Below are 24,749 nucleotides of genomic sequence, written 5' to 3'. Positions count from 1 at the left end.
GCGTCATCGACGCCCCGCCCCTTCTCGACTCCGAGGAGACGCTGACGATGATCAGCTGGACGGCGGCGCGGTTGCGCCGAGGTGGTGATGACGAGGGCTTGACGCTCGTCGAGGTCATCGTCGCGCTCCTGGTGTTCGCCACGATCATCGCTGGCTCCATCGCCGCGGTCGGGACCGTCCTGTCGATGACGGCCGACAACCGGGAACGGGAAGTCGCATCGAACCTCGCGCAGCAGGCGATCGACGTCGCCAGGGACGAGGCAGTGACGAACATCGTCGACCAGGACGAGAACGTCACCTCGCCCGTCGTCAACGACGTCAAGTTCACGGTGCGGAGCGTCGTTGCCTGGGTCACCACCAAGGGCATCGACACGAAGTGCACTGTTCCGGCGACTAGCGGGAACGGGGCCTTGTTGTTCCGTCGTGTCTCGGTGACGGTGACCTGGGACGGCATGCGCGGCACGACGAAGCCCGTCCGCGCGGACACCGTCGTTTCTCCGACGAGCAAGATCAACGACCCGACCCTCGGCACGGTGCTCATCTCAGTGCAGTCGGTGCGGGGGACCGGTGGTGTCGGCGGAGTGACAGCGTCCATCGCGCCGGACACCACCGTCTCGCCGAACACGGCAACCGTGGTGCCCGCCGCGGGCCAGCCCGGTCGCACGAACAACGACGGCTGCACCGTGGCGACGAAACTCAGTCCCGGCTCGTACACCGTGACGCTCTCTCCGCCCGCGGGCAGCCAGTACCGCGATCCTCTCCAGGCACCGAACCCCGTGAAGCGTTCGATCACGGTGGCCGCGGGCGACTCCTCTGGCGCATCGTTCACCTACGACCCCGCGATGGACGCGCAGCCCTCCTACGCCAGCAACCTGTCCGGCGGATTCGCGATCCCGAAGGACCTCACCACCTCGTTCGTCAGTTCCTACGGCGCGACGACCATCACCCCACCGGCGAGCGATGTGTACCTGTCACCCGTTCCGTCCGGGTACCAGGTCTACGCCGGTCTCTACGCTCCTGCTGGGACCGTCTCCCCGACCACGGGCGCGGACACGAGTTGCCTCTCCACCGACCCCACGACGTGGCCCGCGAAGCCGGGAACGACGTTGACCGCGCCGGGTACCGCGGTGGTGGATGCCGCCAACCCGACCTCACCGGCGCCGGCACCCGTCAACATGGGAGGCACGACCGTGACAATCCCGAAGGGCGACACGATCATCCAAGCGGTCACGACCACCCCGGCCAACGGGGACCCGGGCTGCAAAGCGACACAGACCCTCACGATCACCAGGACCGGTAACTCGGGTACGGGTACCGCTGACGTGAAGATCGCCCTGCCGTACGGGACGTGGGGGGTCCGGAGTGGAACGAGCTTGGCGAACCTCCGAGCAGTCACGTTGAAGGACGTGATCGGCGGCCTGCTCGGCACCGGGGCATCCACGAACGTCGTGACGATCGATCCGAGGCTCGCATCATGATCACGCGCATTCGTCGTCGCCTGTCCTCGACGGGGCGCCCGGACTCCGGCATCTCGCTGCCCGAGCTGATCGTGGCGATGATGATCTTCGGGATCGTGCTCACCGTCGTCGGTTCCGTGTTCGCGACCATGACGAAGGCGACGACCTACGCGAACGCGACGGACCAGAACGTCCGGAACGCTTCCAACGGCATGAACGGGTTGACCCGGATGTTCCGCTCGGCCCAGAACCTGCCGCAGGTGAACACCACGGACCGCCCGGCCTTCAGCGTCGCCCAGTCCGAGTCGGCGACCTTCGTGACGGCGGTCAACCTCGATCCGTCCACGGTGGACGACACCACTCCGCTTGAAGTGAGTTTCTCTGTCGACGGGAGCCGGAATCTCCGTGAGACCACGCGGAAGGCGGTGCATCCGGCACCGACGAGCCCGTACTGGGTCTTCGACGCAACCTCTCCGACGACGTCGCGGACGCTGACCAGCCCGGTCTCGACGACGCCGTCAGGTCAGAACCCGCTGTTCCGCTACTTCGACACCAACGGCGCGGAACTCGTCCCCGCAGCCGGCTCGTCGTTGTCCGGCGACGCACTGGACGACATCGCGTCGGTGGCGATCACGCTCCGGCAGGCGAACACGAAGTCCACCCTCGACAACGGCGTGACGCTCATCAACACCGTGATGCTCGAGAACCTCCGGAAGGGGAACGGCTGATGCGTCGTCTCCGACGTGTGCTTCATCTCGACGGGCTTCGCGATGACCGCGGTATGGCGATGGCGATGGTGATCATCTTCGGCATGGTCATCGTCGTGATGGTCACGACCTCGTTGACGGTGGCGACCTCCGGTCTCCGGAAAGCCGACAATGACCAGGACTGGAACGGGGCGCTCAGCGCTGCGTACGCAGGGATCCAGGACTACCAGGCGCGTCTCGCGAACGACACCGGTTACACGCAGTACGGCAACCCCGACGCGCAGTACACCACCAAGAACGCCAGTGCGGGGACGGTCCGTCTGCCGACCGACGCGAACCCCGCGTTCGGCACCGGCGTGTCCGGCACATGGGCGACCGTGCCGTCCAGTGGCGACAGCGCCAAGTACCGGTACGAGGTCGACAACCACCGGTACCTCGTGGACGGCACCATCAAGATCCGTGCAACGGGGAAGGTCGGGAACTCCGTCCGGTCCGTCACCGCAAGTGTTCGACAGCAGGGGTTCATCGACTTCCTGTACTTCTCGGACTACGAGATCCAGGATCCACAGCTCTCGGGCAAGAGCGCGACGAACTGCGCTCGGTACGCGTACGCCGGTCGTCCTTCGACCGGCTGCAACGAGATCGCCTTCGGATCGGGAGACGTCATCGCGGGGCCCGCGCACTCGAACGACACGATGCGGATCTGTCAAGCGACCTTCTCCACCTCGGTCACGACCTCCTGGAAGCCGGCCAGCGGGAAGACGTACGCGGCGGTCGACTCGAACAACAACTCGTGCACGGGACAGCAGTTCCCCGCCGGGACGACGCAACCCGGCTTCGAGTCCTCCATCGACATGCCCGCGACGAACGCGCAGCAGAAGCGCGAGACGCGAACTGACCTCCGTACCGACGTTCCCCGACCCGGCTGCCTCTACACGGGGCCGACCGACATCCAGTTCACCGTGGTCGACGGCGTCGGGAAGATGATCGTCAAGTCGCCCTACACGCGGCAGACCCGCTGGGCCGGTGACGACGGCAGTGCCATCGCATCCACGCAGTCGACGGATCAGCCTTGTGGCGAGCCCGGGACCGGAACCGGGAAGCTCGGTTCCGCCAACGGCGCGACCGTTCCGGTCCCGGACAACAACCTGATCTACGTCCAGAACGTCCCGTCCGCGAAGACCGACCAGAACTACACGAGCACGAGTGTGCTCCCCGCCACGTGCAACCAGGGCAACGGTGTGGGGTACCCGCTCGCGGGTGAGACAGCACCGACGTTCGCCTCCTCTTCTGCTCCGTGTGCCTACGGATCTCGGAACGGAGACGTCTTCGTCAAGGGGAAGCTGCAGGGGAAGCTCACCATCGCTTCCGAGAACTACCTCTACGCAACGGGGAACATCACGTACAACGACGCCAGCTCGGACGTCCTCGGCCTCACGGCCACGAACGCGGTGTGGGTCTGGAACCCGGTCGGCACGTCGACGACGAGCTACGACTGTGGTTCGTACTGGTACCCGCGTACCTGCACTTCGACCACGAACGGCGCACTCCTCGGAGACACGAACCGAGAGATCGACGCGGCTGTCATCTCGGTCGCGCATACGTTCGGAGTGCAGAACTACGACAAGGGCGGGCTCCGAGGCACCTTGACGGTCAAGGGGGCGATCGCTCAGAAGTTCCGCGGCATCGTCTCGAGCGGCGACAACGGGTACATCAAGAAGTACCAGTACGACTCCCGACTCAAGTACCTCTCACCGCCGAAGTTCCTCAACCCCGTGACGACCACCTACGGGATCACCACCGTCGGAGAGGTCGTCGCGGCCTATCGGGCGGACGGGGGCAACCGATGAATGCGACGGCCTTCTTCCTCGTGTACTTCGTCGGTCTGACCGCCGTCCTCGGGCTCATCATCGGTTCGTTCCTCAACGTCGTCGTCCACCGAGTTCCAGCTGGCGTTTCGGTCGTGCATCCGAGGAGTGCCTGCCCCCGGTGCGCGCACGAGATCCGTGCCCGGGACAACGTCCCGGTCGTCTCCTGGCTCGTGCTCCGCGGGAGATGTCGTGACTGTGCTGCTCCTATCTCGGGCCGGTACCCCGCCGTGGAGCTCCTCACGGCCACGGCCTTCGTGGTCGTCGGGGCGCACGTCCTCCCGGACATCGTCCGAGGGGCCGACGGGCGTGCGATCGCAGCGCAGGCGCTCATGCTCGTGGCCTTGCTGTTCCTGGCGGCGATCAGCGTCGCGTTGGCGTTGATCGACCTCGACACCCACCGACTCCCGGATGCATTGGTCTTGCCGTCGTTGGCCGTCGTCGTCGCTCTCGGTGTCGTGACGTCGCTCGTGAGTGGCGACTGGGCAGCATCCTCCCGGGGCGTCATCGGTTCACTCGGTCTCGGGGCCTTCTACCTGGCGCTTGCGCTGGCAGTCCCCAGGGGAATGGGCCTGGGAGACGTGAAGCTGGCGCTCGTCCTCGGGTTCGTCCTCGCGTACCTCGGTTGGGGGCCCCTCGCAGTGGGAGCTTTCGCCGCGTTCTTCCTCGGAGGTACCGTCTCGATCGTCCTCTTGCTCCTCCGACGTGTCGGTCGGAAGAGTGGGATTCCCTTCGGCCCGTGGATGCTGGCCGGTGCCTGGTGCGGGGTCTTCTTCGGCGACCGCCTGTTCGAGGCGTACCTCTCTCTCATCGGTCTCTCTTGAGACTCAGAACGGAACTGACACTCATGGCCAAGACCGTCGTCGGCCTCGACTTCTCCGGCTCAGCGATCCGAGCTGTCGAGGTCGCGGACGCCAACCGTGCTCGGCCGACGATCGTCCGGTTCGCAGAGGTACCCACTCCCGAGGACTCGGTCCATCGAGGTGAGGTGCTCGAGCCGAACACGGTCGCCACCGCGTTGAAAGAGCTGTGGGCGCTCGGTCGGTTCCGCAGCAAGAACGTCGTCATCGGGATGGGCAACCAACGAGTTCTCTCCCGCGACCTCACGGTGCCTCGTGCGCCGCTCGCTCAGATCCGCGAATCTCTCCCGTTCCAAGTCCAGGAAATGCTCCCGGTCCCCGTCGGCGACGCGATCCTCGACTTCTACCCGACGGCCGAAGGGCAGTCGGAAACCGGACCGGTGTTGCACGGGCTGCTGATCGCAGCGGTCAAGGACGCGGTGCTCAACAACGTCCGCGCGCTACAACTCGCAGGACTGAACCCATCCGGCGTCGACCTCATCCCGTTCGCCCTGAGCCGTGTGCTCGTTCGACGACCCGAGCGGAACGGCACGATCGCGCTCGTCGAACTCGGCGCAGAGACCACCAGCGTCGTCATCCTCGTCGACGGCGTTCCACAGTTCGTGCGCATCATCCCCGTCGGCGGGGAGGACTTCACGAAGACCCTTGCCGGCCGCTTGGAGATCGATCGCGAGGCGGCCGAAGTCGTGAAGCGACACCTCGGGCTCGACGGCAGTGCTCGAACTGCCGACGACGCTCGCGCCCTCGCTGTGCTGCACGAGTCGACCGCGGAACTGCTCGCCAGCATCCGCAACACGCTCAATTACTTCGTGAACACACGTCCTGGGCAGTCGGTCGCGCAGGTCGTCCTGTCGGGCGGCGGAGCGCGGCTCAGCGGGATCGCTGCGGAGATCGAGTCTTCCAACCGCATACCGACCGTTGTCGGCGATCCCTTCACGGGAGTGGCAGTCGCGCGCTCGATCTCCTTGGAGTCCGTCCGTCATCGCGCAACCTCCATCGCCACCGCGTTCGGTCTGGCCGTCGGGAGCGCCGCAGCATGACCACCGTCCACGAGCCGTCCGTCACCGCACGGGGGAAGTCCGGCGGGGGCCCCGATCCGCGCGCCTCTGTGAAGAAGGCGGCGGCTTCGAGCAAGCCGTCGCGCGGATCCAAGTCGACGGCAGCCCTCGTCGGCGCGACTCCACGCGTCGACCTCCTCCCGGGCGAGGTCCACGTCCATCGCCGGCAGCGAGCCGGAGTCCGACGCGCCTGGCTGGGCGTTCTCGTCCTCGCGTTCGTCACGGTCGTCGCCATCATCGGGGTCAGTGCGTTGAACCTCCAGTCGGCCTCCGAACTCTCTGCGGCGCAAAGCGAGACAGCTGCCCTGCTGGCACAGAAGCGGGAGTTCTCCGACCTCCAGTCCACAGTCAAGGAAACCGCCCGTTCGAGTGCTGCCCAGCGTGTCGGCGGGTCCACGGAGATCGACTGGTCGGCTTACCTCGACGCGGTTCAGAAGTCGCTTCCGGTGGGGGTGAGCATCACGACCGTCACGGCGGATTCGGCCACGGCGACGTCCCCGTACCCGCAGGGCACATCTGCGCTGCAGGGCGCCCGAGTCGCGACCCTCACCTTCACCGCGAGCAGCCCGACACTTCCGCAGGTGCCGGATTGGTTGGACTCGCTCCGGAGTCTGCCCGGGTTCGTGGACGGGACGGCGAATTCGGTGACCCTCTCCGAGGAGACGGGTACTGCCTACACGGCGAGTCTCACCCTCCACGTCGATGAAGGCGCGTACGACAACCGGTACAAGGGCAAGGGGAACTGATCGTGAGCAGAAACCGGCTCTTCCTCGTGGTCGCCTTGCTGGCCGCGATCGTCGTGGTCGCTGGCGGGTTCTTCCTCGGCGTCCAACCGCAACTCACAGCGGCGTCGGACAATGACGGGCAGCGTGTTGCGATCGAGCAGCGGAATCAGCAGTCTCGTCTGGAGCTGGCCAAGCTCCGCGAGGAGAACAAGACGCTCGACGCGCAGAAGCAGGCCCTGGCTGCCCTCCAAGCCTCTGTTCCGTCCACTGTGTCCACGGCCGGCTTCTACCGGGAGCTGAACGCCGTGGCGGCGGCGTCGGGCGTGACCATCTCGTCCATCACCACGGCGGATCCGGTCGCCTACACGAGCCCCGAGAGCTCCGCGGACGACGCGAGTGCTTCCGCTGGCAACGACGCCGCTCCCATGCCGGCCACCGATGCGTCCGTGACCGCGGCCAACTTCAGCACCATCGCTGTCTCGGTCGGCGTGACCGGCTCCTTCGACCAGGCCCGCGCGTTCCTCAAGGGCGTGCAGACCGGCGAGCGTCTGTTCCTCGTCACGAACATCACGTCATCGGCGGAGACCTCCGGAGAGGAGTCCAGCGCGGCGACCTGGACGTTCGGAGGAACGATCTACGTCCTGTCCGGTGATCCCGCAGCGGTCCCCACGACAGCGCCCAGTTCGTCCAGCTCACCCGACACCGAGGGTTAGTCGGTCTCGGAGCCCCCCCCACCGGGGCCACCCCGCCACGCCGCTCCCACTTCCGCCGCGCCGCCGGCTCCCCTTACGATGCTGCTCGGGCCCGCGGTCGCGGCTGCCCATCTCCCTCTCGGACGCCCCTCGAAACGGGCGCTCCTCGTCGTGCCCGGAGTCGCGCGTGTTCGTCGGTGTCATCGAGTTCCTCGGATGGTTCGGAGCAGTGACCGTTCTTGCCGGTTACTTGCTCTTCTCGCTCGGCAAGATCCCGAACGGCCCGGTGTACCAGCTGTTCAACCTGGTCGGAGGAGTCTCCGTGGCGGTCAACGTCGCCGCGCACCACGCCGTGCCGTCGACCATCGTCAACGGCATCTGGGCGGTCGTCGCGGCCGTCGTCCTGGTCCGGATGGGTCTGCGCCGAGCCCGCCGCCGCGTGACCGGATCGTCTGAGACTCGTCGCCCCGACCTCCACGCCGAACTGCCGACGACCACCGCGGTCCTCCCCGTCATCGGTCCCGCGCTCCGCGACCACGACGACGACGTGACATCCGTCGACGACACGGCCCCGAGCCTCCCGGCCGTGGCCGTGCCCGTGCCCGTGCCCGGAACGGGAACCGGCACCGGTACCGATGCCCCCGCCCCGATGACGGAGTCCGTCCCCGTCATCACCGCGACGATCGCCCTCGCCCTCGTCCGAGCCGCGACCCAGCAGCACACGGCCCAGCAGCACACGGGCCCGCAGCACACGACGCAGCAGCACCGGACGCGGCACGACACGACCCAGCGGTCCGCCGACCACGCCTCCGAGCCGGAACGCGCCGACGCCCCGTAGCCGCGTCGCGGCCCGTCAGCAGGGGAGGGCTACGATCGGCCCATGTCCCGGTGGTTGGTGGCGACGATGACGTCCGTCCTCTTCATCGCGCTCGTCATCGCGGTGGCGGGCTTCGAAGCCCTGCTCGCCGATGCCGAGGCGATCCGCCAGCCCGACGCGACCCCGTACCTCGGCCCGGCGATGGTCGTCGGCGCTGCACTCGTCGTGTTCCTCTCGACCGCGATGGGCGCCCGGGAGGGCAATCCCGGCGTCACCGGTCTGGTCGCCGCCGCGACCACCTACCTCGTCATGCTCGGGGTCGGTGCGGTGGGCTACGCCCTGGTCCGGTCCGACGTCGCCGAGCTCCTGGTGTTCCCCGCGGGCTACGCCCTCAGTCCCTTCGTGGTGGGTGCGGTCGTCGTCGCCCTCGTGACCGTCGTCGGCGGCATCTCCGCGGTGCGCTGGCAGGCGAGTCATCCACAGGGGTCACAGCGGCCGCCGGTCCGTCCACAGGACTGACGGGAGGCGCGGCCCACCCCCGCCCCGGCCGGTACGATTCCGGGGAAGCGCTGACCGATGCACCATGGGGGACCGATGACCGACCGAGCTGACCGCACGCCGGGCTGGGAGTCGGTGCCGGACGACGAGTCGTTGCACGGCGACCGTGTGCTGCCGCCCGCCATGACCCTCACCCAGTCGTCGCCGACCTCGAGCGGCGGACGTCGACCGATGCGCCGTGGCGTTGTCGTCGGGATCGTGGCCGGTGTCGCAGCAGTGGTCCTGCTCGTCGTCGCCGGGGGCATCGGGTGGTCGGTCGGATCGGACAGCCACTCGGCCGAGCGGCCCGTGGAGTCCTTCCTGGACGACGTCGAGCACGGCCACCTCGCCGACGCCCTCCGGACCGCCGGCATCGACCGCGGCCGCGACGACGTGCTCCTCACGGACGCGGCCTACGCGCGTGCCGGGGACAAGATCACGGCGCACCGGATCACCTCCGTCCAGCAGGGGTCGGACCGGGCGACCGTCCAGGCCGTGCTGACCCAGGCGGGCCGGATCGTCCCGGCGACGTTCGAACTCGAGCGGTCGGGCACCGACTGGGGTGTCTTCCCCGTCTGGTCGCTGCGGGCGCCGGCGCTGGGGTCGGTGCAGGTCGTCGTGCAGGGGCCGCCACGCAGCACCGTGCACGTCGCGGGCGTCGACGTCCGGACCGACGCTTCCGGTGCTGCTGACCTCCGCGCGTTCCCGGGCTCGTACGGGGTGCACCTCGACGGGGGCAAGTGGTTCACGGCGACGGACTCGACCGCGGCGGTCCCGGGCTTCGGCGCTGCCGGCACCCCGGTCGTGGTGGCGACGACCCTGACCGACGCGGGGGCACAGGCGGCGTCGACCGCCGTGGACGCGTGGGTGGACGCCTGTGTTGCCTCGACCTCCGCAGCTCCCGACGGCTGCAGCTTCTACGCCTACGGCGAGGACCCGGCGAACACCTACTCCGACCAGGAATGGACGCTCGATGCGCGACCGTCGGTCGCCGTCGGGGGTTGGGCGTCGAAGGGATGGGCGGTCGAGACCCGTTCGGCGGGATCGGCGACGTTCCGGGCGCAGTTCACCGGTCCGGCCGGCCGGGGCACCGCCACCGCCGGGCCGATCACGGTGAACGCCTCGGGGTGGATCACCGCGTTCAGCGACGACGGAGCGACCTTCGTGTCGGCCGTCGGCAACGGCCAGTCCGACTCCGGGTCCTGACGTCGACGACCCCGGTCACGCCCACAGCGGACGCGCCGGTGTCCGACCTACCACGGATTGACCTCGTCTGTCGCGACGGCTAGGCTCTTCCGGGTGTGCGCCTTCGGGCGCGCCCAGATCTTGCAGGCCTCTGGCCTCCCGATCACTCCATCCCCCATCTCCCTCCGCCGTCAGGCGTTGGTCCGCGTGGGATGAGGAAGCCGACGGACCGCGTCGGCCAGAGAGCACGAGCGAAGAACCAGGAGAACAGTTGCCTACCATCCAGCAGCTCGTTCGCAAGGGTCGTACGCCCAAGGTCGTCAAGACCAAGGCGCCGGCACTGAAGGCGAACCCCCAGCAGCGTGGCGTGTGCACCCGCGTCTACACCACCACCCCGAAGAAGCCGAACTCCGCCCTGCGCAAGGTCGCTCGTGTGAAGCTCTCGAACGGCACCGAGGTCACGGCCTACATCCCCGGTGAGGGCCACAACCTCCAGGAGCACTCGATGGTGCTCGTCCGCGGCGGTCGTGTGAAGGACCTCCCGGGTGTGCGTTACAAGATCATCCGCGGTGCCCTGGACACCCAGGCCGTCAAGAACCGTAAGCAGGCTCGTAGCCGCTACGGTGCGAAGAAGGGTTGAGTTAGATGCCTCGTAAGGGTCCCGCCCCGAAGCGCCCCGTCGTCGCCGATCCGGTCTACGGCGCCCCCGTCGTCAGCCAGCTCGTCAACAAGATCCTCCTCGACGGCAAGAAGGGCCTCGCCGAGCGCATCGTCTACGACGCGCTCGAAGGGGTCTCCTCCAAGAACGGCCAGGACGCCGTCGTCACGCTCAAGAAGGCGCTCGACAACGTCCGACCGACCCTCGAGGTCCGCAGCCGCCGCGTCGGTGGCTCGACCTACCAGGTCCCGGTCGAGGTCAAGCCGCACCGCGCGAACACCCTCGCGCTCCGCTGGCTGACCTCGTACGCCAAGGGCCGTCGCGAGAAGACGATGACCGAGCGTCTCATGAACGAGATCCTCGACGCGTCGAACGGTCTCGGTGCCGCGGTCAAGCGCCGTGAGGACACCCACAAGATGGCCGAGTCGAACAAGGCCTTCGCGCACTACCGCTGGTAGTCATCCGGCACCGTCCGGGTGCCTCGGCCAAGAGCCGCGGCACCCGGACGGCCGCCACCCTCTCCTACAACTCTCCCGGAGGAACCTGTGGCACAGGACGTGCTCACCGACCTGAACAAGGTCCGCAACATCGGCATCATGGCGCACATCGATGCCGGCAAGACCACGACGACCGAGCGCATCCTGTTCTACACGGGCATCACGCACAAGATCGGTGAGGTCCACGACGGCGCTGCCACGATGGACTGGATGGCGCAGGAGCAGGAACGCGGCATCACGATCACGTCGGCCGCGACGACCTGCTTCTGGGACAACAACCAGATCAACATCATCGACACCCCGGGTCACGTGGACTTCACGGTCGAGGTGGAGCGTTCGCTCCGCGTCCTCGACGGCGCGGTCGCCGTCTTCGACGGCAAGGAGGGCGTCGAGCCCCAGTCCGAGACCGTGTGGCGTCAGGCGGACAAGTACAACGTCCCGCGCATCTGCTTCGTCAACAAGATGGACAAGCTCGGCGCTGACTTCTACTTCACCGTCGACACGATCATCAACCGCCTCGGTGCGGAGCCGCTCGTGCTCCAGCTCCCGATCGGTGCCGAGAACGACTTCACCGGCGTCATCGACCTCATCGAGATGCACGCCAAGGTGTGGCCGGGCGATGCCAAGGGTGACGTCACCATGGGCGCCCAGTACGAGGTCCAGGAGATCCCCGCGGACCTCCAGGAGCGTGCCGAGGAGTACCGCGCCAAGCTCGTCGAGCGTGTCGCGGAGACCGACGACGCACTGCTCGAGAAGTACTTCGGTGGCGAAGAGCTGACCAAGGCCGAGATCAAGGCTGCGATCCGCAAGCTGACGATCAACTCCGAGGTCTACCCGATCCTCTGTGGCTCGGCCTTCAAGAACCGCGGCGTGCAGCCGATGCTCGACGCGGTCATCGACTACCTCCCCTCGCCCCTCGACGTGCCGCCGATGATCGGCCACGACGTCAAGGACGAAGAGGTCGAGATCATCCGCAAGCCGGAGTCCTCCGAGCCCTTCTCGGCGCTCGCGTTCAAGGTCGCGGTGCACCCGTTCTTCGGTCGCCTCACCTACGTCCGCGTGTACTCCGGTCACATCGACTCCGGTGCCCAGGTCATCAACTCGACCAAGGGCAAGAAGGAGCGCATCGGCAAGATCTTCCAGATGCACTCCAACAAGGAGAACCCGGTCGACTCGGTCACCGCCGGTCACATCTACGCGGTCATCGGCCTCAAGGACACCACCACGGGTGACACCCTGTGCGACCCGTCCAACCAGGTCGTCCTCGAGTCGATGACGTTCCCGGAGCCGGTCATCGAGGTCGCGATCGAGCCGAACACGAAGGCCGACCAGGAGAAGCTCTCCGTCGCCATCCAGAAGCTCGCTGAAGAAGACCCGACGTTCCGCGTCGAGCAGAACGCCGAGACCGGTCAGACGACGATCAAGGGCATGGGCGAGCTCCACCTCGACATCCTCGTCGACCGCATGAAGCGTGAGTTCAAGGTCGAGGCGAACGTCGGCAAGCCGCAGGTGGCCTACCGCGAGACCCTGACCAAGGTCGTCGAGCGCTACGACTACACCCACAAGAAGCAGACCGGTGGTTCCGGTCAGTTCGCGAAGGTGCAGATCGCGCTCGAGCCGATGCCCGTCACCGCTGAGAAGGTGTACGAGTTCGTGAACGGCGTGACCGGTGGTCGCGTCCCGCGTGAGTACATCCCCTCGGTCGACGCGGGCATCCAGGACGCGATGCAGGTCGGCGTCCTCGCCGGCTTCCCGACCGTCGGTGTCAAGGCGACCCTCAAGGACGGCGCGGCGCACGACGTCGACTCGTCCGAGATGGCGTTCAAGATCGCCGGCTCGATCGCGTACAAGGAAGCGGCCCGCAAGGCCGGTCCCGTGCTGCTCGAGCCGATCATGGCCGTCGAGGTCCGTACGCCCGAGGAGTACATGGGCGACGTCATCGGCGACCTGAACTCGCGTCGTGGCCAGATCTCCGAGATGACGGATGCGTCCGGCGTCAAGGTGGTCCGTGCGAGCGTCCCGCTGTCCGAGATGTTCGGCTACGTGGGCGACCTGCGCTCCAAGACCTCTGGTCGTGCTGTCTTCTCCATGGTGTTCGAGACCTACAACGAGGTCCCGCGCAACGTGGCGGACGAGATCATCCAGAAGAGCACCGGGGCCTGACGCTCCCGCGTCATCCCCAGGCGAGGGTGCCCGGCGACGGGCCCCTCGCCACCAAGTAAAGTAGAGACACACACACCGCGCGCCAACAGCGCAGGACCGACCAGGTCCTGCTGGGGGCGACGCATCCGAGTCCTGAGGAGGACCCACAGTGGCCAAGGCCAAGTTCGAGCGGACCAAGCCGCACGTCAACATCGGAACCATCGGTCACGTCGACCACGGCAAGACCACGCTCACGGCGGCGATCACCAAGGTTCTGCACGACCAGTACCCGGACCTCAACGAGGCCCGCGACTTCGCGCAGATCGACAACGCTCCCGAAGAGCGCCAGCGCGGCATCACGATCAACATCTCGCACGTCGAGTACCAGACGGAGAAGCGCCACTACGCGCACGTCGACGCTCCTGGTCACGCTGACTACGTGAAGAACATGATCACCGGTGCGGCCCAGATGGACGGCGCGATCCTCGTGGTCGCCGCCACCGACGGCCCGATGCCCCAGACGCGTGAGCACGTGCTGCTCGCCCGCCAGGTCGGCGTCCCGTACATCGTCGTCGCGCTGAACAAGGCCGACATGGTGGACGACGAGGAGATCCTCGAGCTCGTCGAGCTCGAGGTGCGCGAGCTCCTCGGCTCGCAGGAGTTCGACGAGGACGCCCCCGTCGTGCAGGTCTCGGCGCTCAAGGCGCTCGAGGGCGACGAGAAGTGGGTCAAGTCCGTCCAGGACCTGATGGCCGCCGTCGACGAGAACGTCCCGGACCCGGTGCGCGCCACCGACCAGCCGTTCCTCATGCCGATCGAGGACGTCTTCACGATCACCGGTCGTGGCACCGTCGTCACCGGTCGCGTCGAGCGTGGCGAGCTGGACATCAACTCCGAGGTCGAGATCGTCGGCATCAAGGCGACCCAGAAGACCACGGTCACGGGCATCGAGATGTTCCGCAAGCTGCTGGACAAGGCAGTCGCCGGTGACAACACCGGTCTGCTCATCCGTGGCCTCAAGCGCGAGGACGTCGAGCGCGGCCAGGTCGTCGTGAAGCCGGGTTCGGTCACGCCGCACACCGAGTTCACCGCGAACGCGTACATCCTGAACAAGGAAGAGGGCGGTCGTCACAACCCGTTCTACGCGAACTACCGTCCGCAGTTCTACTTCCGCACCACGGACGTCACCGGCGTCATCACGCTGCCCGAGGGCACCGAGATGGTCATGCCCGGTGACACCGTCGCCATGACGGTCGAGCTGATCCAGCCGATCGCCATGGAAGAGGGCCTCCGCTTCGCCATCCGTGAGGGTGGTCGTACGGTCGGCGCCGGCACGGTCGAGAAGATCATCAAGTAACTCCGGTCACTTGCGTCAGCGGGGTCGGACCTTCGGGTCCGGCCCCGCTTTCCGTTCGGCCCGGCCGTCCGGGCCAGCACGCGCACCGGGGTACGTTCCTGCTCAGTCGGGCAGCCCCCATGGTGTTGCATCAGGAACGTGACACGTCTGCGCCGTTCCTCGACCAAGGGTCGGGGCTACCACCGCGTTCGGAGCGGCAAGGGCTTCTCGTACAAGGACCCGCACGGTACGACCGTGACCGATCCGGAGGTCCGCCAGCGTCTCGAGGACCTCGTCATCCCGCCGGCGTGGGACGACGTGTGGATCTCGCCGTACGAGAACGGGCACATCCTGGCGACCGGCATCGACGGCGCCGGACGACGGCAGTACATGTACCACCCGTCCTGGCGCGATCGCATGGACAAGATCAAGTACGACCGTGCGCTCGCCCTGGCTGAGTCCCTGCCAGCCGCGCGACGGATGGTGACACAGGACCTGCGCCGTCCGGAGCCGGACCGACGCCGTGCGCTGGCCGCGGCGTTCCGGATGCTCGACCAGGGTTCCCTGCGCGTCGGGTCCGAGCGGTACGCCACCGAGCACGGCAGCCACGGCCTGTCGACGCTCCTCTGCACGCACGCCCACATCTCGGGCGATGACATCGAGCTCGAGTTCCCCGGCAAGAGCCACCAGGCGTGGTCGTCGACGATCCACGACGCGGACCTGGCGCGCGTGCTCGTCGGCATGAAGCGTCGCGGTCCGAACGCCCGCCTGCTCTCGTTCCGAGAGCGCCGCGGTGACGACTGGGAGCCGGTGACCGCTGAGGACATCAACGCCTACGTCAAGGAGCGTGCGGGGGAGGACTTCACCGCGAAGGACTTCCGGACGCTGCACGGGACGGTCGCGGCCGCCGTCGACCTGGCCCAGACCGGCGTACTGTCGAGTCAGGCGAAGCGGAAGAAGGCCATCTCGCACGCCGTCAAGGCCGCGAGCGATGTCCTGGGCAACACACCGACCGTCGCGAGACAGAGTTATATCGACCCCAGGCTGCTCGACGCGTACGAGCACGGCGAGACGATCGACCCCCAACGTCTGCACGCGGCCGAGTCCGAGGTCCGGGCGCTGCTCTACCGACAATGACGTGGTGGAGTGGTGAACGGTCGCAGGCAGTGCCGTGATGACGTAGCGTTGGTGGTCGTGCCCGCCCACCCCACGAGGCACGGAAGGACCCATCAGTCGTGACCGACGAGTGCATCCACGGTTTCCCCATCGAACTCTGCGACATCTGCTCCCCACGGCAGCGTGATCCGGAGGACATCATCAAGACCCCGACGCCGCGTCGGACCCGCGTGACCACGTCACTGCGGTCGACCCCGTCGACGCCGGGCGGCAAGGTCCCCGAGCAGGTGCTGCCGGCGACCCGGGATTTCGGTGCGCTCCGCGCGCACCACGTCACCCACATCGACAACCTGGCGGGCATCGTGGCGGACGGCGCGATCCTCGCGTCGGACCAGGCCACGCCGGCCGTGGACGTCAGCTCCGCCGCCACCCGGGAGGCCCGTGGTGCGGCCACCGCCCCAGACGGTTCGAGCGTGGCCGGCCACGTCCCGTTCACCCTCTCGCCCGACGCCCGCCGGTGGGACGAGCTGCGCTCCGGAGCCGAGGAGGACCGCTGGTCCGACGCCGCCCGGCGCACCCGCGCGACCGAGTTCGTCGTCCTCGTGGTCCCGACGACCGCCTTCGGTGCGTCCGTGATCCTGGCCGACACCGACGCCGACGACCCGGACGTGCGCTTCGCCGTCGGGCCGGATGCAGCGACCAACCTGCTCCGCCGCACCGACATCACCGACCCGTCGATGCACGGCGTGGAGCTGCTCGCCGGCCCACAGGTGCCGATGTCCTCGGTCGCCCTGGTGGGGGTGCCGAACGACAAGGTCCGTCAGCAGGTGAAGGCCGTCTTCGCCGAACACGGTGGGCCCGCTCCGCGTGTGGCCGTCTTCCCGCCGTGGTTCGTCCCGCCGCTGCCCGAGGACTGATCCCCGGATGCACAGAACGCCCCGGACCGCACGTGCGGGCCGGGGCGTCGTGGTGTCCGGGGTCAGGCGCTGCGTCGGCTGCGGGCGTAGAGGACGATGCCGGCGACCACGGACACGTTGAGCGACTCGACGCGGCTGTCGATCGGCACCGAGACCGTGTCCGCCGCGAGGTCCTGCAGCACGTCCGATGCGCCGGTCTTCTCGGCACCGAGCAGCAGGGCCACGTCACCCTCGAGCTCGCCGAGCGACTCGGGCGAGAGCGAGCCGTCCATGTCCACGTCGACGACCCGCAGGCCGGACTCGGCGAGCCAGCGGGCGACCCGCTCCCGTGACTCCAGCAGCACCGGGACCGAGAACACGTGACCGCGGCTCGCGCGGACGACCCGGCGGTCGGCGATGGTCGGCAGGTCGCTGTCGACGAGGACGACCCCGCGTGCGCCGAGGCCGACGGCGGTCCGGACGATGGCGCCGATGTTGCCGACGATCTTCACCCCGTCGAGGACCAGCACATCGCCGGTGCCCTCTGCCAGCGCCGAGAAACGGGCCGGTGCGGGGATGTTCGCGACGCCGAAGACCTTCGGGCGCTTCTCGCTGCGGAACACCTTGGTGAGCACGGCCGGCTCGACGAGCCGGACCGGCACCCGGAGCTCGGCGCAGAGAGCCGCGAGGTCGTCGGGGAACTCCCGCGTGGACTCGCCGTAGACCTCGATGAACCGGACTCCCGCGTGGAGGGCCTGCACGAGCGGCTCCTGGTCCTCGATGATCGCGGTCCGGACGGCCCCGCGGGCGGGCTTGGCGAGGTCGCTGAGCCGCTGGACGGCGGGGTCGGAAGGATCGGCGAGCACATCGAGATCGGGCATGCGCGAAGGCTAGCAGCGGCGTTCCGAGGGCCCGACGGGGGCCGACCTGGCAGGCGCGGGCAGTGCCTCCAGTCCGGACTTCGGACCGGCAGTGGGAGCCCGGCCGGGAGGCTCGTCACGCGCTCCGCAACACGCCGTCGAGATCGCGACACGCCCGGGTTGCACGGAGGCATGGCCTATGCGAGACTTGTGCGGTTCCGAAATTCCGCGGGCGTTCGCGCCCGTGGGGTCACTGCTCTGGCAGTGCACAACCCCCCTGTTCAGCAGGGCTGGGTTGGGCCGCAGGCAGCAGAACACGATCGACATCCGCCAGCACCACGGTGCGCGGGTGACGACATGCCCACGCGTGTGCCCCGGGTACTCGCGCGGTTGACAGGAGAACAGCGGTCATCCCTGCGGATGGAGCCGGTGGTTCACGTAAACAGCCGGGCACGCGACAGCGGAGCCCCGGCGGCGTCAGGCGGCCTGAGGGTGCGCGGCGCAAGAGAGGACAGGAAAACACATGGCGGGACAGAAGATCCGCATCCGGCTCAAGTCGTACGACCACGAGGTCATCGACACGTCGGCCCGGAAGATCGTCGACACGGTGACCCGTGCCGGTGCGACCGTGGTCGGCCCGGTGCCGCTCCCCACCGAGAAGAACGTGATCCCCGTGATCCGTTCCCCTCACAAGTACAAGGACTCGCGCGAGCACTTCGAGAAGCGCACGCACAAGCGGGTCATCGACATCGTCGACCCGACGCCGAAGGCCGTCGACTCGCTCATGCGTCTCGACCTCCCGGCCGACGTCAACATCGAGATCAAGCTGTAAGGGGGCTGGAACTCATGGCGAACTCAACCAAGACCGTCAAGGGCCTCCTCGGCAAGAAGCTCGGGATGACCCAGGTGTGGGACGAGAACAACAAGTTCATCCCCGTCACCGTGATCGAGGTCGGCCCGAACGTGGTCACCCAGATCCGGAACATCGAGCGCGACGGCTACGAGGCGATCCAGATCGCCGCGGGCCAGATCGACCCCCGCAAGGTGAACAAGCCGGCCGCTGGCCACTTCGAGGCCGCCGGTGTCACGCCGCGACGCACCCTCACCGAGATCCGCACGAACGACTCCGCGGAGTACTCGCTCGGTCAGGAGCTGACCGTCGACACGTTCGAGGCCGGCCAGAAGGTCGACGTCGTCGGCACCAGCAAGGGCAAGGGCTTCGCCGGTGTCATGAAGCGTCACAACTTCGCCGGTGTCTCCGCCTCGCACGGTTCGCACCGCAACCACCGCAAGCCCGGTTCCATCGGCGCCTCCTCGACCCCGTCGCGTGTCTTCAAGGGCATGCGCATGGCCGGTCGTATGGGTGGCGACCGCGTGACCGTCCTCAACCTCACGGTCCACGCCGTCGACGCCGAGAAGGGTCTGCTGCTCGTCAAGGGCGCCGTCCCCGGTGCTCGTGGCCGTTCCGTCTTCGTCCGCACCGCCGTGAAGGGTAAGTGATCATGGCCACCACGACCGCAACCACGATCGACGTCCTCGACGCCTCGGGCGTGAAGTCCGGCTCCGTCGAGCTCCCCGCAGCGATCTTCGACGTCGAGACCAACGTCCCGCTCATCCACCAGGTCGTCACCGCGCAGCTCGCCGCCGCGCGTCAGGGCACCCACAAGACCAAGAACCGTGGCGAAGTCCGCGGTTCGGGTCGCAAGCCGTTCAAGCAGAAGGGCACCGGCCGCGCCCGTCAGGGTTCGGTCCGCGCCCCGGAGCACACCGGTGGTGGCGTCGTCCACGGACCGACCCCGCGTGACTACTCGCAGCGCACCCCGAAGAAGATGATCGCCGCAGCTCTGCTCGGCTCGCTCTCGGACCGTGCCCGCGGTGGCCGCATCTCCGCTGTGGAGGGCTTCGTCGAGGCAGAACTGCCGTCGACCAAGACCGCCCGCACGCTGCTCGAGAAGGTCGCACCCGTCAAGCACGTGCTCATCGTGCTCGAGTCGGGCGACGAGCTGACGCTCAAGAGCGTCCGCAACCTGCCGAACGTCCACGCGCTCTCGTACGGCCAGCTGAACGCCTACGACGTCCTCCGTGCGGACGCCGTCGTCTTCAGCAAGAGCGCCCTCGACGCCTTCATCGCGTCGAAGACCGCGAAGGAGATCACCGCATGAGCGGCTTCAACAAGGACCCGCGCGACATCATCATCTCGCCGGTCGTGTCGGAGAAGAGCTACGGCCTCATCGACCAGGGCAAGTACACGTTCCTCGTGGACCCCCGTGCGAACAAGACCGAGATCAAGCTCGCGATCGAGAAGATCTTCGACGTCAAGGTCGCCGGCATCAACACGCTGAACCGTCCGGGCAAGACCCGCCGGACCAAGTTCGGGATCGGCAAGCGCAAGGACACCAAGCGCGCCATCGTGACGCTCAAGTCCGGTTCGATCGACATCTTCACGGCTGTCGGCTGAGGACCAGAGGGATAAATCATGGCTATTCGTAACTACAAGCCCACGACCCCCGGTCGTCGCGGCTCCTCGGTCGCCGACTTCGCCGAGATCACCCGCTCGACCCCGGAGAAGTCCCTGCTCCGTCCGCTGCCGAAGACCGGTGGCCGGAACAGCTCGGGTCGCATCACGACGCGTCACATCGGTGGTGGCCACAAGCGCCAGTACCGCGTGATCGACTTCCGTCGTGCCGACAAGGACGGTGTCGACGCCAAGGTCGCACACATCGAGTACGACCCGAACCGCACGGCGCGCATCGCGCTCCTGCACTTCGTGGACGGCACCAAGCGCTACATCATCGCGCCGAACAAGCTCAAGCAGGGCGACGTCGTCGAGACGGGCCCCGGCGCTGACATCAAGCCCGGCAACAACCTGCCGCTGCGCAACATCCCCGTGGGTACGGTCGTGCACGCGATCGAGCTCCGCCCCGGTGGCGGCGCCAAGCTCGCCCGCTCCGCCGGCGCCTCGGTGCGTCTCGTCGCCAAGGACGGCCCCTACGCGCAGCTCCGTCTGCCGTCGGGTGAAGTCCGGAACGTCGACGCCCGCTGCCGCGCCACGATCGGCGAGGTCGGCAACGCCGAACAGTCGAACATCAACTGGGGCAAGGCCGGCCGCATGCGCTGGAAGGGCGTCCGCCCGACGGTGCGTGGTGTCGCGATGAACCCGGTCGACCACCCGCACGGTGGTGGTGAAGGCAAGACCTCCGGTGGCCGTCACCCGGTCAGCCCGTGGGGCCAGTCCGAGGGCCGTACGCGCAAGCCGAACAAGCCGAGCGACAAGCTCATCGTCCGTCGCCGTAACGCCGGCAAGAAGCGCAAGTAGGAGTTCCGAAGATGCCACGCAGTCTGAAGAAGGGCCCCTTCGTCGACGAGCACCTGCTCCGCAAGGTCGTCACGCAGAACGAGGCCAACACCAAGAACGTGATCCGCACGTGGTCGCGACGGTCGATGATCGTCCCGAACATGCTCGGTCACACCATCGCGGTGCACGACGGCCGGAAGCACATCCCGGTGTTCGTCACCGAGTCGATGGTCGGTCACAAGCTCGGCGAGTTCGCGCCGACCCGCACCTTCCGCGGCCACGTGAAGGACGACAAGAAGGGCCGTCGCCGCTAAGGCGGCGACGAAGAGGAGGAACGAAATGGTGGAGTCGATCGCACGCGTGCGACACATCCGCGTCACGCCTCAGAAGGCCCGTCGCGTCATCCAGCTGATCCGCGGCAAGCAGGCCCACGAGGCGCTCGCCATCCTGAAGTTCGCCCCCCAGGGCGCTTCGGAGCCCGTGTACAAGCTGGTCGCTTCGGCGATCGCGAACGCACGGGTCAAGGCTGACTCGACGAACAGCTTCCTCGACGAGCGCGATCTCTACGTGAGCAGCGTCTACGTCGATGAGGGAACGACCCTGAAGCGGTTCCAGCCGCGTGCCCAGGGCCGGGCCTTCAGCATCAAAAAGCGCACCAGCCACATCACGGTCGTCCTCGCGACGCCGGATGAGGCCGAGGCCGCCGCGACGAGCAAGAAGGCGAGCAAGTAATGGGCCAGAAGGTCAACCCGTACGGCTTCCGTCTCGGGATCACGACGGACCACATCTCCCACTGGTTCGCCGACAGCACGAAGAAGGGTCAGCGTTACGCCGACTTCGTGGCCGAGGACGTCAAGATCCGTCAGTTCCTGACGAAGAGCCTCGACCGCGCGGGCGTTGCCCGTATCGAGCTGGAGCGCACCCGCGACCGCGTCCGCGTGGACATCCACACGGCGCGCCCGGGCATCGTCATCGGTCGCCGCGGCGCCGAGGCCGAGCGCATCCGGAGCGAGCTCGAGAAGCTCACCAAGAAGCAGATCCAGCTCAACATCCTCGAGGTCAAGAACCCCGAGACCGAGGCCCAGCTCGTCGCGCAGGGCATCGCCGAGCAGCTCTCCGCTCGTGTCGCGTTCCGTCGCGCCATGCGCAAGGGCCTGCAGGGTGCACAGCGCGCCGGTGCCAAGGGTGTCCGCATCCAGGTGTCGGGCCGCCTCGGCGGCGCCGAGATGTCCCGTTCGGAGTTCTACCGCGAGGGCCGCGTGCCCCTGCACACCCTCCGCGCGAACATCGACTACGGCTTCTACGAGGCCCGGACCACGTTCGGCCGCATCGGCGTGAAGGTCTGGATCTACAAGGGCGACATCACGAACAAGGAGCTCGCTCGCGAGCAGGCGAACCAGCGTTCGTCCCGCCCGGAGCGTCGTGGCGGCGGCAACGACCGTCGTGGCGGCGGCCCCCGTGGCGACCGCAACGACCGCGGTGGCGACCGTCGCGAGCAGCAGGCCCCGCAGGACGCGCCGGCCGGCGCAGGAGTTGAGGCGTAACCATGCTTATCCCCCGTCGAGTCAAGCACCGCAAGCAGCACCACCCGAAGCGTTCGGGCCAGGCGACCGGTGGCACGAAGGTCTCCTTCGGTGAGTACGGAATCCAGGCGCTCACCCCGGCCTACGTGACCAACCGTCAGATCGAGTCCGCTCGTATCGCCATGACGCGTCACATCAAGCGTGGCGGCAAGGTGTGGATCAACATCTACCCGGACCGCCCGCTGACCAAGAAGCCGGCTGAGACCCGAATGGGTTCCGGTAAGGGTTCGCCCGAGTGGTGGGTCGCCAACGTCAAGCCGGGTCGCGTGCTCTTCGAGCTCGCCGGTGTGAGCGACGACGTCGCTCGCGAGGCACTGACCCGTGCAATTCACAAGCTGCCCCTCAAGGCACGCATCATCAAGCGCGAGGAGGGCGACGCATAATGGCGATCGGTTCCAAGGAGCTCCGTCCGACGGAGCTCGACACGTTCGAGAACGAGCGTCTCGCTGACGAGCTGAAGAAGGCCAAGGAGGAGCTGTTCAACCTCCGCTTCCAGTCGGCCACCGGCCAGCTGGAGAGCCACGGCCGTCTCCGTGCCGTCAAGCGCGACATCGCGCGCATCTACACCGTGCTCCGTGAGCGCGAGCTCGGCATCCGTGCCACGCCCGCGCCCGTCGAGACCGCCCCGAAGGCCAAGAAGTCGTCGAAGAAGGCCGAGAAGCCGGCTGAGTCGACCGAGGCCGCGACCGCCGAGGAGAACTGATGGCCACCGAAGAGAAGGACTCCGCCGCCGTCACCCGCGGCTACCGCAAGACCCGTCGTGGCTACGTCACGAGCGACAAGATGGACAAGACGATCGTCGTCGAGGTCGAGGACCGCGTGAAGCACCCCCTCTACGGCAAGGTCATCCGTCGCACGTCGAAGGTCAAGGCCCACGACGAGCAGGGTTCCGCCGGCATCGGCGACCTGGTCGTCATCAGCGAGACCCGTCCCCTCAGCGCCACGAAGCGCTGGCGCCTGGTCGAGATCCTCGAGAAGGCCAAGTAGGCCTCGGCCCGCTTCGGAATAGGAGACAGCAGTGATTCAGCAGGAATCCCGCCTGAAGGTGGCTGACAACACGGGCGCCAAGGAGATCCTCACCATCCGTGTTCTCGGCGGCTCGGGTCGTCGCTACGCCGGCCTCGGTGACGTCATCGTCGCCACGGTGAAGGACGCCATCCCCGGCGGCAACGTGAAGAAGGGTGACGTCGTCAAGGCGGTCATCGTTCGCACCAAGAAGGAGACCCGTCGTGCAGACGGCTCCTACATCAAGTTCGATGAGAACGCGGCAGTGATCCTCAAGGCTGATGGCGACCCGCGCGGTACGCGCATCTTCGGGCCGATCGGTCGCGAGCTCCGTGACAAGAAGTTCATGAAGATCATCTCGCTCGCGCCGGAGGTGCTGTAAGCCATGGCGAACATCAAGAAGGGTGACCTGGTCCAGGTCATCACCGGTGCCACGCAGGAGCGTGGCGGCGACCGCGGCAAGCAGGGCAAGGTCATCGAGGTCCGCGGCGACCGTCTGGTCGTCGAGGGCATCAACTTCGTGACCAAGCACGTCCGCGTCGGTCAGACCCAGCGCGGTTCGAAGACCGGTGGCATCGAGCAGCACGAAGCTCCGATCCACGTGTCCAACGTCGCGATCGTCGACCCGACGACCAAGAAGCCGACCCGCGTCGGTTTCCGCAACGAAGAGGTGGAGAAGGACGGCGTCACCAAGACCGTCCGCGTCCGCTACGCCAAGAAGTCTGGTGAGAAGCTCTGATGACTGACACGACTGCCGCGACGACTGAGAAAGTTCAGCCGCGCCTCAAGCAGAAGTACCGCGATGAGATCAAGGCGGCGCTGACCGAGCAGTTCGGTTACGCGAACGTGAACCAGGTCCCCGGCCTGGTCAAGGTCGTCGTCAACACCGGTGTCGGTGAGGCCGCGCGCGACTCGAAGATCATCGAGGGTGCCATCAAGGACCTCACGGCGATCACCGGTCAGAAGCCGCAGGTCACGCTGGCCCGCAAGTCGATCGCGCAGTTCAAGCTGCGCGAGGGCCAGGCCATCGGCGCACACGTCACGCTCCGCGGTGACCGTGCGTGGGAGTTCCTGGACCGCCTGCTGTCGCTGGCCCTCCCGCGCATCCGCGACTTCCGTGGGCTGAGCGACCGCCAGTTCGACGGCAACGGCAACTACACCTTCGGTCTCTCGGAGCAGAGCGTGTTCCACGAGATCGACCAGGACCGCATCGACCGCGTGCGTGGCTTCGACATCACCGTCGTGACCACCGCGAAGACGGACGACGAAGGCCGCGCGCTGCTCCGCCAGCTCGGCTTCCCGTTCCGTTCGGGCGAGCAGACGGTCTAAGCTACTCCGGGCGGTGCGGGCCGGAGGAGTTCATCTCCTCCGGCCCGCACGCACGAAGTCACACCGATCCCGGGGAACCGCCCTGGGATCACATCGATCGTCGAGGTCGGCACTCGTGGAACGGGT

31 protein-coding genes are annotated in these 24,749 nt (G+C 67.4%); 30 read left to right on the top strand and 1 reads right to left on the bottom strand.

Annotated elements, in window-relative coordinates:
• Positions 1-47: 47 nt before the first annotated feature.
• The 16 genes from DEJ25_RS01075 (at position 48) to DEJ25_RS01000 (ending at position 16,572) form a co-directional block, all read left to right on the top strand.
• Positions 48-1,478 (top strand): hypothetical protein, encoded by a 1,431-nt coding sequence (locus DEJ25_RS01075; protein WP_111043502.1) that lies wholly within the window; start codon positions 48-50, stop codon positions 1,476-1,478.
• On the top strand, positions 1,475-2,185 hold the full coding sequence (locus DEJ25_RS01070; RefSeq protein ID WP_111043501.1) for a type II secretion system protein J: 711 nt from the start codon (positions 1,475-1,477) through the stop codon (positions 2,183-2,185). Before DEJ25_RS01075 ends, DEJ25_RS01070 begins: the two co-directional genes overlap by 4 nt.
• A 65-nt stretch (positions 2,186-2,250) precedes the next feature.
• On the top strand, positions 2,251-4,014 hold the full coding sequence (locus tag DEJ25_RS01065; RefSeq protein ID WP_258366386.1) for a hypothetical protein: 1,764 nt from the start codon (positions 2,251-2,253) through the stop codon (positions 4,012-4,014).
• Positions 4,011-4,856 (top strand): A24 family peptidase, encoded by an 846-nt coding sequence (locus DEJ25_RS01060; protein WP_111043499.1) that lies wholly within the window; start codon positions 4,011-4,013, stop codon positions 4,854-4,856. Before DEJ25_RS01065 ends, DEJ25_RS01060 begins: the two co-directional genes overlap by 4 nt.
• Positions 4,772-5,932 carry a type IV pilus assembly protein PilM gene (gene pilM, locus DEJ25_RS01055; protein WP_258366385.1) on the top strand — a complete coding sequence of 387 codons (1,161 nt, stop codon included), beginning with the start codon at positions 4,772-4,774 and terminating at the stop codon, positions 5,930-5,932. The genes DEJ25_RS01060 and pilM overlap by 85 nt, the downstream gene beginning before the upstream one ends.
• Positions 5,929-6,696 carry a PilN domain-containing protein gene (locus tag DEJ25_RS01050; RefSeq protein ID WP_111043497.1) on the top strand — a complete coding sequence of 256 codons (768 nt, stop codon included), beginning with the start codon at positions 5,929-5,931 and terminating at the stop codon, positions 6,694-6,696. The genes pilM and DEJ25_RS01050 overlap by 4 nt, the downstream gene beginning before the upstream one ends.
• A gap of 2 nt (positions 6,697-6,698) precedes the next feature.
• Complete coding sequence (locus tag DEJ25_RS01045) at positions 6,699-7,388, top strand: hypothetical protein (protein WP_111043496.1); 690 nt, start codon at positions 6,699-6,701, stop codon at positions 7,386-7,388.
• Positions 7,389-7,554: 166 nt separating this feature from the next.
• Positions 7,555-8,205, top strand: a complete 651-nt coding sequence (locus tag DEJ25_RS01040) for a hypothetical protein (RefSeq protein WP_111043495.1) — start codon at positions 7,555-7,557, stop codon at positions 8,203-8,205.
• Positions 8,206-8,247: 42 nt separating this feature from the next.
• Positions 8,248-8,703: a DUF6121 family protein gene (locus DEJ25_RS01035; protein ID WP_111043494.1), complete on the top strand. Its 456-nt coding sequence runs from the start codon at positions 8,248-8,250 to the stop codon at positions 8,701-8,703.
• Positions 8,704-8,778: 75 nt separating this feature from the next.
• A complete protein-coding gene (locus tag DEJ25_RS01030; RefSeq protein ID WP_110903577.1) occupies positions 8,779-9,927 on the top strand; it encodes a hypothetical protein in 1,149 nt (382 codons plus the stop codon).
• A 250-nt stretch (positions 9,928-10,177) separates the two neighbouring features.
• Positions 10,178-10,546 (top strand): 30S ribosomal protein S12, encoded by a 369-nt coding sequence (gene rpsL, locus DEJ25_RS01025; RefSeq protein WP_058728453.1) that lies wholly within the window; start codon positions 10,178-10,180, stop codon positions 10,544-10,546.
• Between the two features lie 5 nt (positions 10,547-10,551).
• A complete protein-coding gene (gene rpsG, locus DEJ25_RS01020; RefSeq protein ID WP_110903576.1) occupies positions 10,552-11,022 on the top strand; it encodes a 30S ribosomal protein S7 in 471 nt (156 codons plus the stop codon).
• A gap of 87 nt (positions 11,023-11,109) precedes the next feature.
• Complete coding sequence (gene fusA, locus DEJ25_RS01015; protein WP_110903575.1) at positions 11,110-13,224, top strand: elongation factor G; 2,115 nt, start codon at positions 11,110-11,112, stop codon at positions 13,222-13,224.
• Between the two features lie 148 nt (positions 13,225-13,372).
• Positions 13,373-14,560: an elongation factor Tu gene (gene tuf / locus DEJ25_RS01010; RefSeq protein ID WP_110903574.1), complete on the top strand. Its 1,188-nt coding sequence runs from the start codon at positions 13,373-13,375 to the stop codon at positions 14,558-14,560.
• A 138-nt stretch (positions 14,561-14,698) separates the two neighbouring features.
• The gene (locus tag DEJ25_RS01005; protein WP_111043493.1) at positions 14,699-15,676 is read left to right on the top strand and encodes a DNA topoisomerase IB; all 978 of its coding nucleotides are present in this window, start codon (positions 14,699-14,701) and stop codon (positions 15,674-15,676) included.
• Between the two features lie 98 nt (positions 15,677-15,774).
• Positions 15,775-16,572 carry a DarT ssDNA thymidine ADP-ribosyltransferase family protein gene (locus tag DEJ25_RS01000; protein WP_110903572.1) on the top strand — a complete coding sequence of 266 codons (798 nt, stop codon included), beginning with the start codon at positions 15,775-15,777 and terminating at the stop codon, positions 16,570-16,572.
• Between the two features lie 62 nt (positions 16,573-16,634).
• On the opposite strand, the gene DEJ25_RS00995 is transcribed toward DEJ25_RS01000, so the two are convergent.
• Positions 16,635-17,432 (bottom strand): TrmH family RNA methyltransferase, encoded by a 798-nt coding sequence (locus DEJ25_RS00995; protein ID WP_111043492.1) that lies wholly within the window; start codon positions 17,430-17,432, stop codon positions 16,635-16,637.
• A 502-nt stretch (positions 17,433-17,934) separates the two neighbouring features.
• On the opposite strand from DEJ25_RS00995, the gene rpsJ reads away from it, so the two are divergent.
• Genes rpsJ through rplE form a run of 14 tightly spaced genes read left to right on the top strand, consistent with a single transcriptional unit; the run spans position 17,935 to position 24,623 of the window.
• Positions 17,935-18,243 carry a 30S ribosomal protein S10 gene (rpsJ, locus tag DEJ25_RS00990; protein WP_110824248.1) on the top strand — a complete coding sequence of 103 codons (309 nt, stop codon included), beginning with the start codon at positions 17,935-17,937 and terminating at the stop codon, positions 18,241-18,243.
• 14 nt (positions 18,244-18,257) lie between these two features.
• Entirely contained in the window at positions 18,258-18,911 is a 654-nt protein-coding gene (gene rplC / locus DEJ25_RS00985) for a 50S ribosomal protein L3 (RefSeq protein WP_110903570.1), read from the top strand.
• 2 nt (positions 18,912-18,913) lie between these two features.
• Complete coding sequence (rplD, locus tag DEJ25_RS00980; protein WP_111043491.1) at positions 18,914-19,573, top strand: 50S ribosomal protein L4; 660 nt, start codon at positions 18,914-18,916, stop codon at positions 19,571-19,573.
• Positions 19,570-19,869: a 50S ribosomal protein L23 gene (gene rplW, locus DEJ25_RS00975; protein ID WP_110824245.1), complete on the top strand. Its 300-nt coding sequence runs from the start codon at positions 19,570-19,572 to the stop codon at positions 19,867-19,869. Before rplD ends, rplW begins: the two co-directional genes overlap by 4 nt.
• Before the next feature lie 18 nt (positions 19,870-19,887).
• Positions 19,888-20,727: a 50S ribosomal protein L2 gene (gene rplB, locus DEJ25_RS00970; protein ID WP_110903568.1), complete on the top strand. Its 840-nt coding sequence runs from the start codon at positions 19,888-19,890 to the stop codon at positions 20,725-20,727.
• Positions 20,728-20,738: 11 nt separating this feature from the next.
• Positions 20,739-21,020 carry a 30S ribosomal protein S19 gene (gene rpsS, locus DEJ25_RS00965; RefSeq protein ID WP_017885529.1) on the top strand — a complete coding sequence of 94 codons (282 nt, stop codon included), beginning with the start codon at positions 20,739-20,741 and terminating at the stop codon, positions 21,018-21,020.
• Positions 21,021-21,045: 25 nt separating this feature from the next.
• Positions 21,046-21,438: a 50S ribosomal protein L22 gene (gene rplV, locus DEJ25_RS00960; RefSeq protein WP_111043490.1), complete on the top strand. Its 393-nt coding sequence runs from the start codon at positions 21,046-21,048 to the stop codon at positions 21,436-21,438.
• Positions 21,438-22,250 (top strand): 30S ribosomal protein S3, encoded by an 813-nt coding sequence (gene rpsC, locus DEJ25_RS00955; RefSeq protein WP_110903566.1) that lies wholly within the window; start codon positions 21,438-21,440, stop codon positions 22,248-22,250. The genes rplV and rpsC overlap by 1 nt, the downstream gene beginning before the upstream one ends.
• Before the next feature lie 2 nt (positions 22,251-22,252).
• Entirely contained in the window at positions 22,253-22,672 is a 420-nt protein-coding gene (gene rplP / locus DEJ25_RS00950; RefSeq protein ID WP_110903565.1) for a 50S ribosomal protein L16, read from the top strand.
• Positions 22,672-22,992, top strand: coding sequence for a 50S ribosomal protein L29 (rpmC, locus tag DEJ25_RS00945; protein WP_110903564.1), 321 nt, complete (start codon positions 22,672-22,674; stop codon positions 22,990-22,992). Before rplP ends, rpmC begins: the two co-directional genes overlap by 1 nt.
• Complete coding sequence (gene rpsQ / locus DEJ25_RS00940; protein ID WP_110903563.1) at positions 22,992-23,276, top strand: 30S ribosomal protein S17; 285 nt, start codon at positions 22,992-22,994, stop codon at positions 23,274-23,276. The genes rpmC and rpsQ overlap by 1 nt, the downstream gene beginning before the upstream one ends.
• A 31-nt stretch (positions 23,277-23,307) precedes the next feature.
• Positions 23,308-23,676, top strand: coding sequence for a 50S ribosomal protein L14 (gene rplN, locus DEJ25_RS00935; protein ID WP_110903562.1), 369 nt, complete (start codon positions 23,308-23,310; stop codon positions 23,674-23,676).
• 3 nt (positions 23,677-23,679) lie between these two features.
• Positions 23,680-24,033, top strand: a complete 354-nt coding sequence (rplX, locus tag DEJ25_RS00930; RefSeq protein ID WP_110903561.1) for a 50S ribosomal protein L24 — start codon at positions 23,680-23,682, stop codon at positions 24,031-24,033.
• Positions 24,033-24,623, top strand: coding sequence for a 50S ribosomal protein L5 (gene rplE, locus DEJ25_RS00925; protein WP_110903560.1), 591 nt, complete (start codon positions 24,033-24,035; stop codon positions 24,621-24,623). The genes rplX and rplE overlap by 1 nt, the downstream gene beginning before the upstream one ends.
• The last annotated feature ends 126 nt before the right edge of the window (positions 24,624-24,749 follow it).

The organism is Curtobacterium sp. MCPF17_011 (genome assembly GCF_003234145.1).
Classification (GTDB): domain Bacteria; phylum Actinomycetota; class Actinomycetes; order Actinomycetales; family Microbacteriaceae; genus Curtobacterium.
This window is presented reverse-complemented; position numbering and strand designations above follow the sequence as displayed.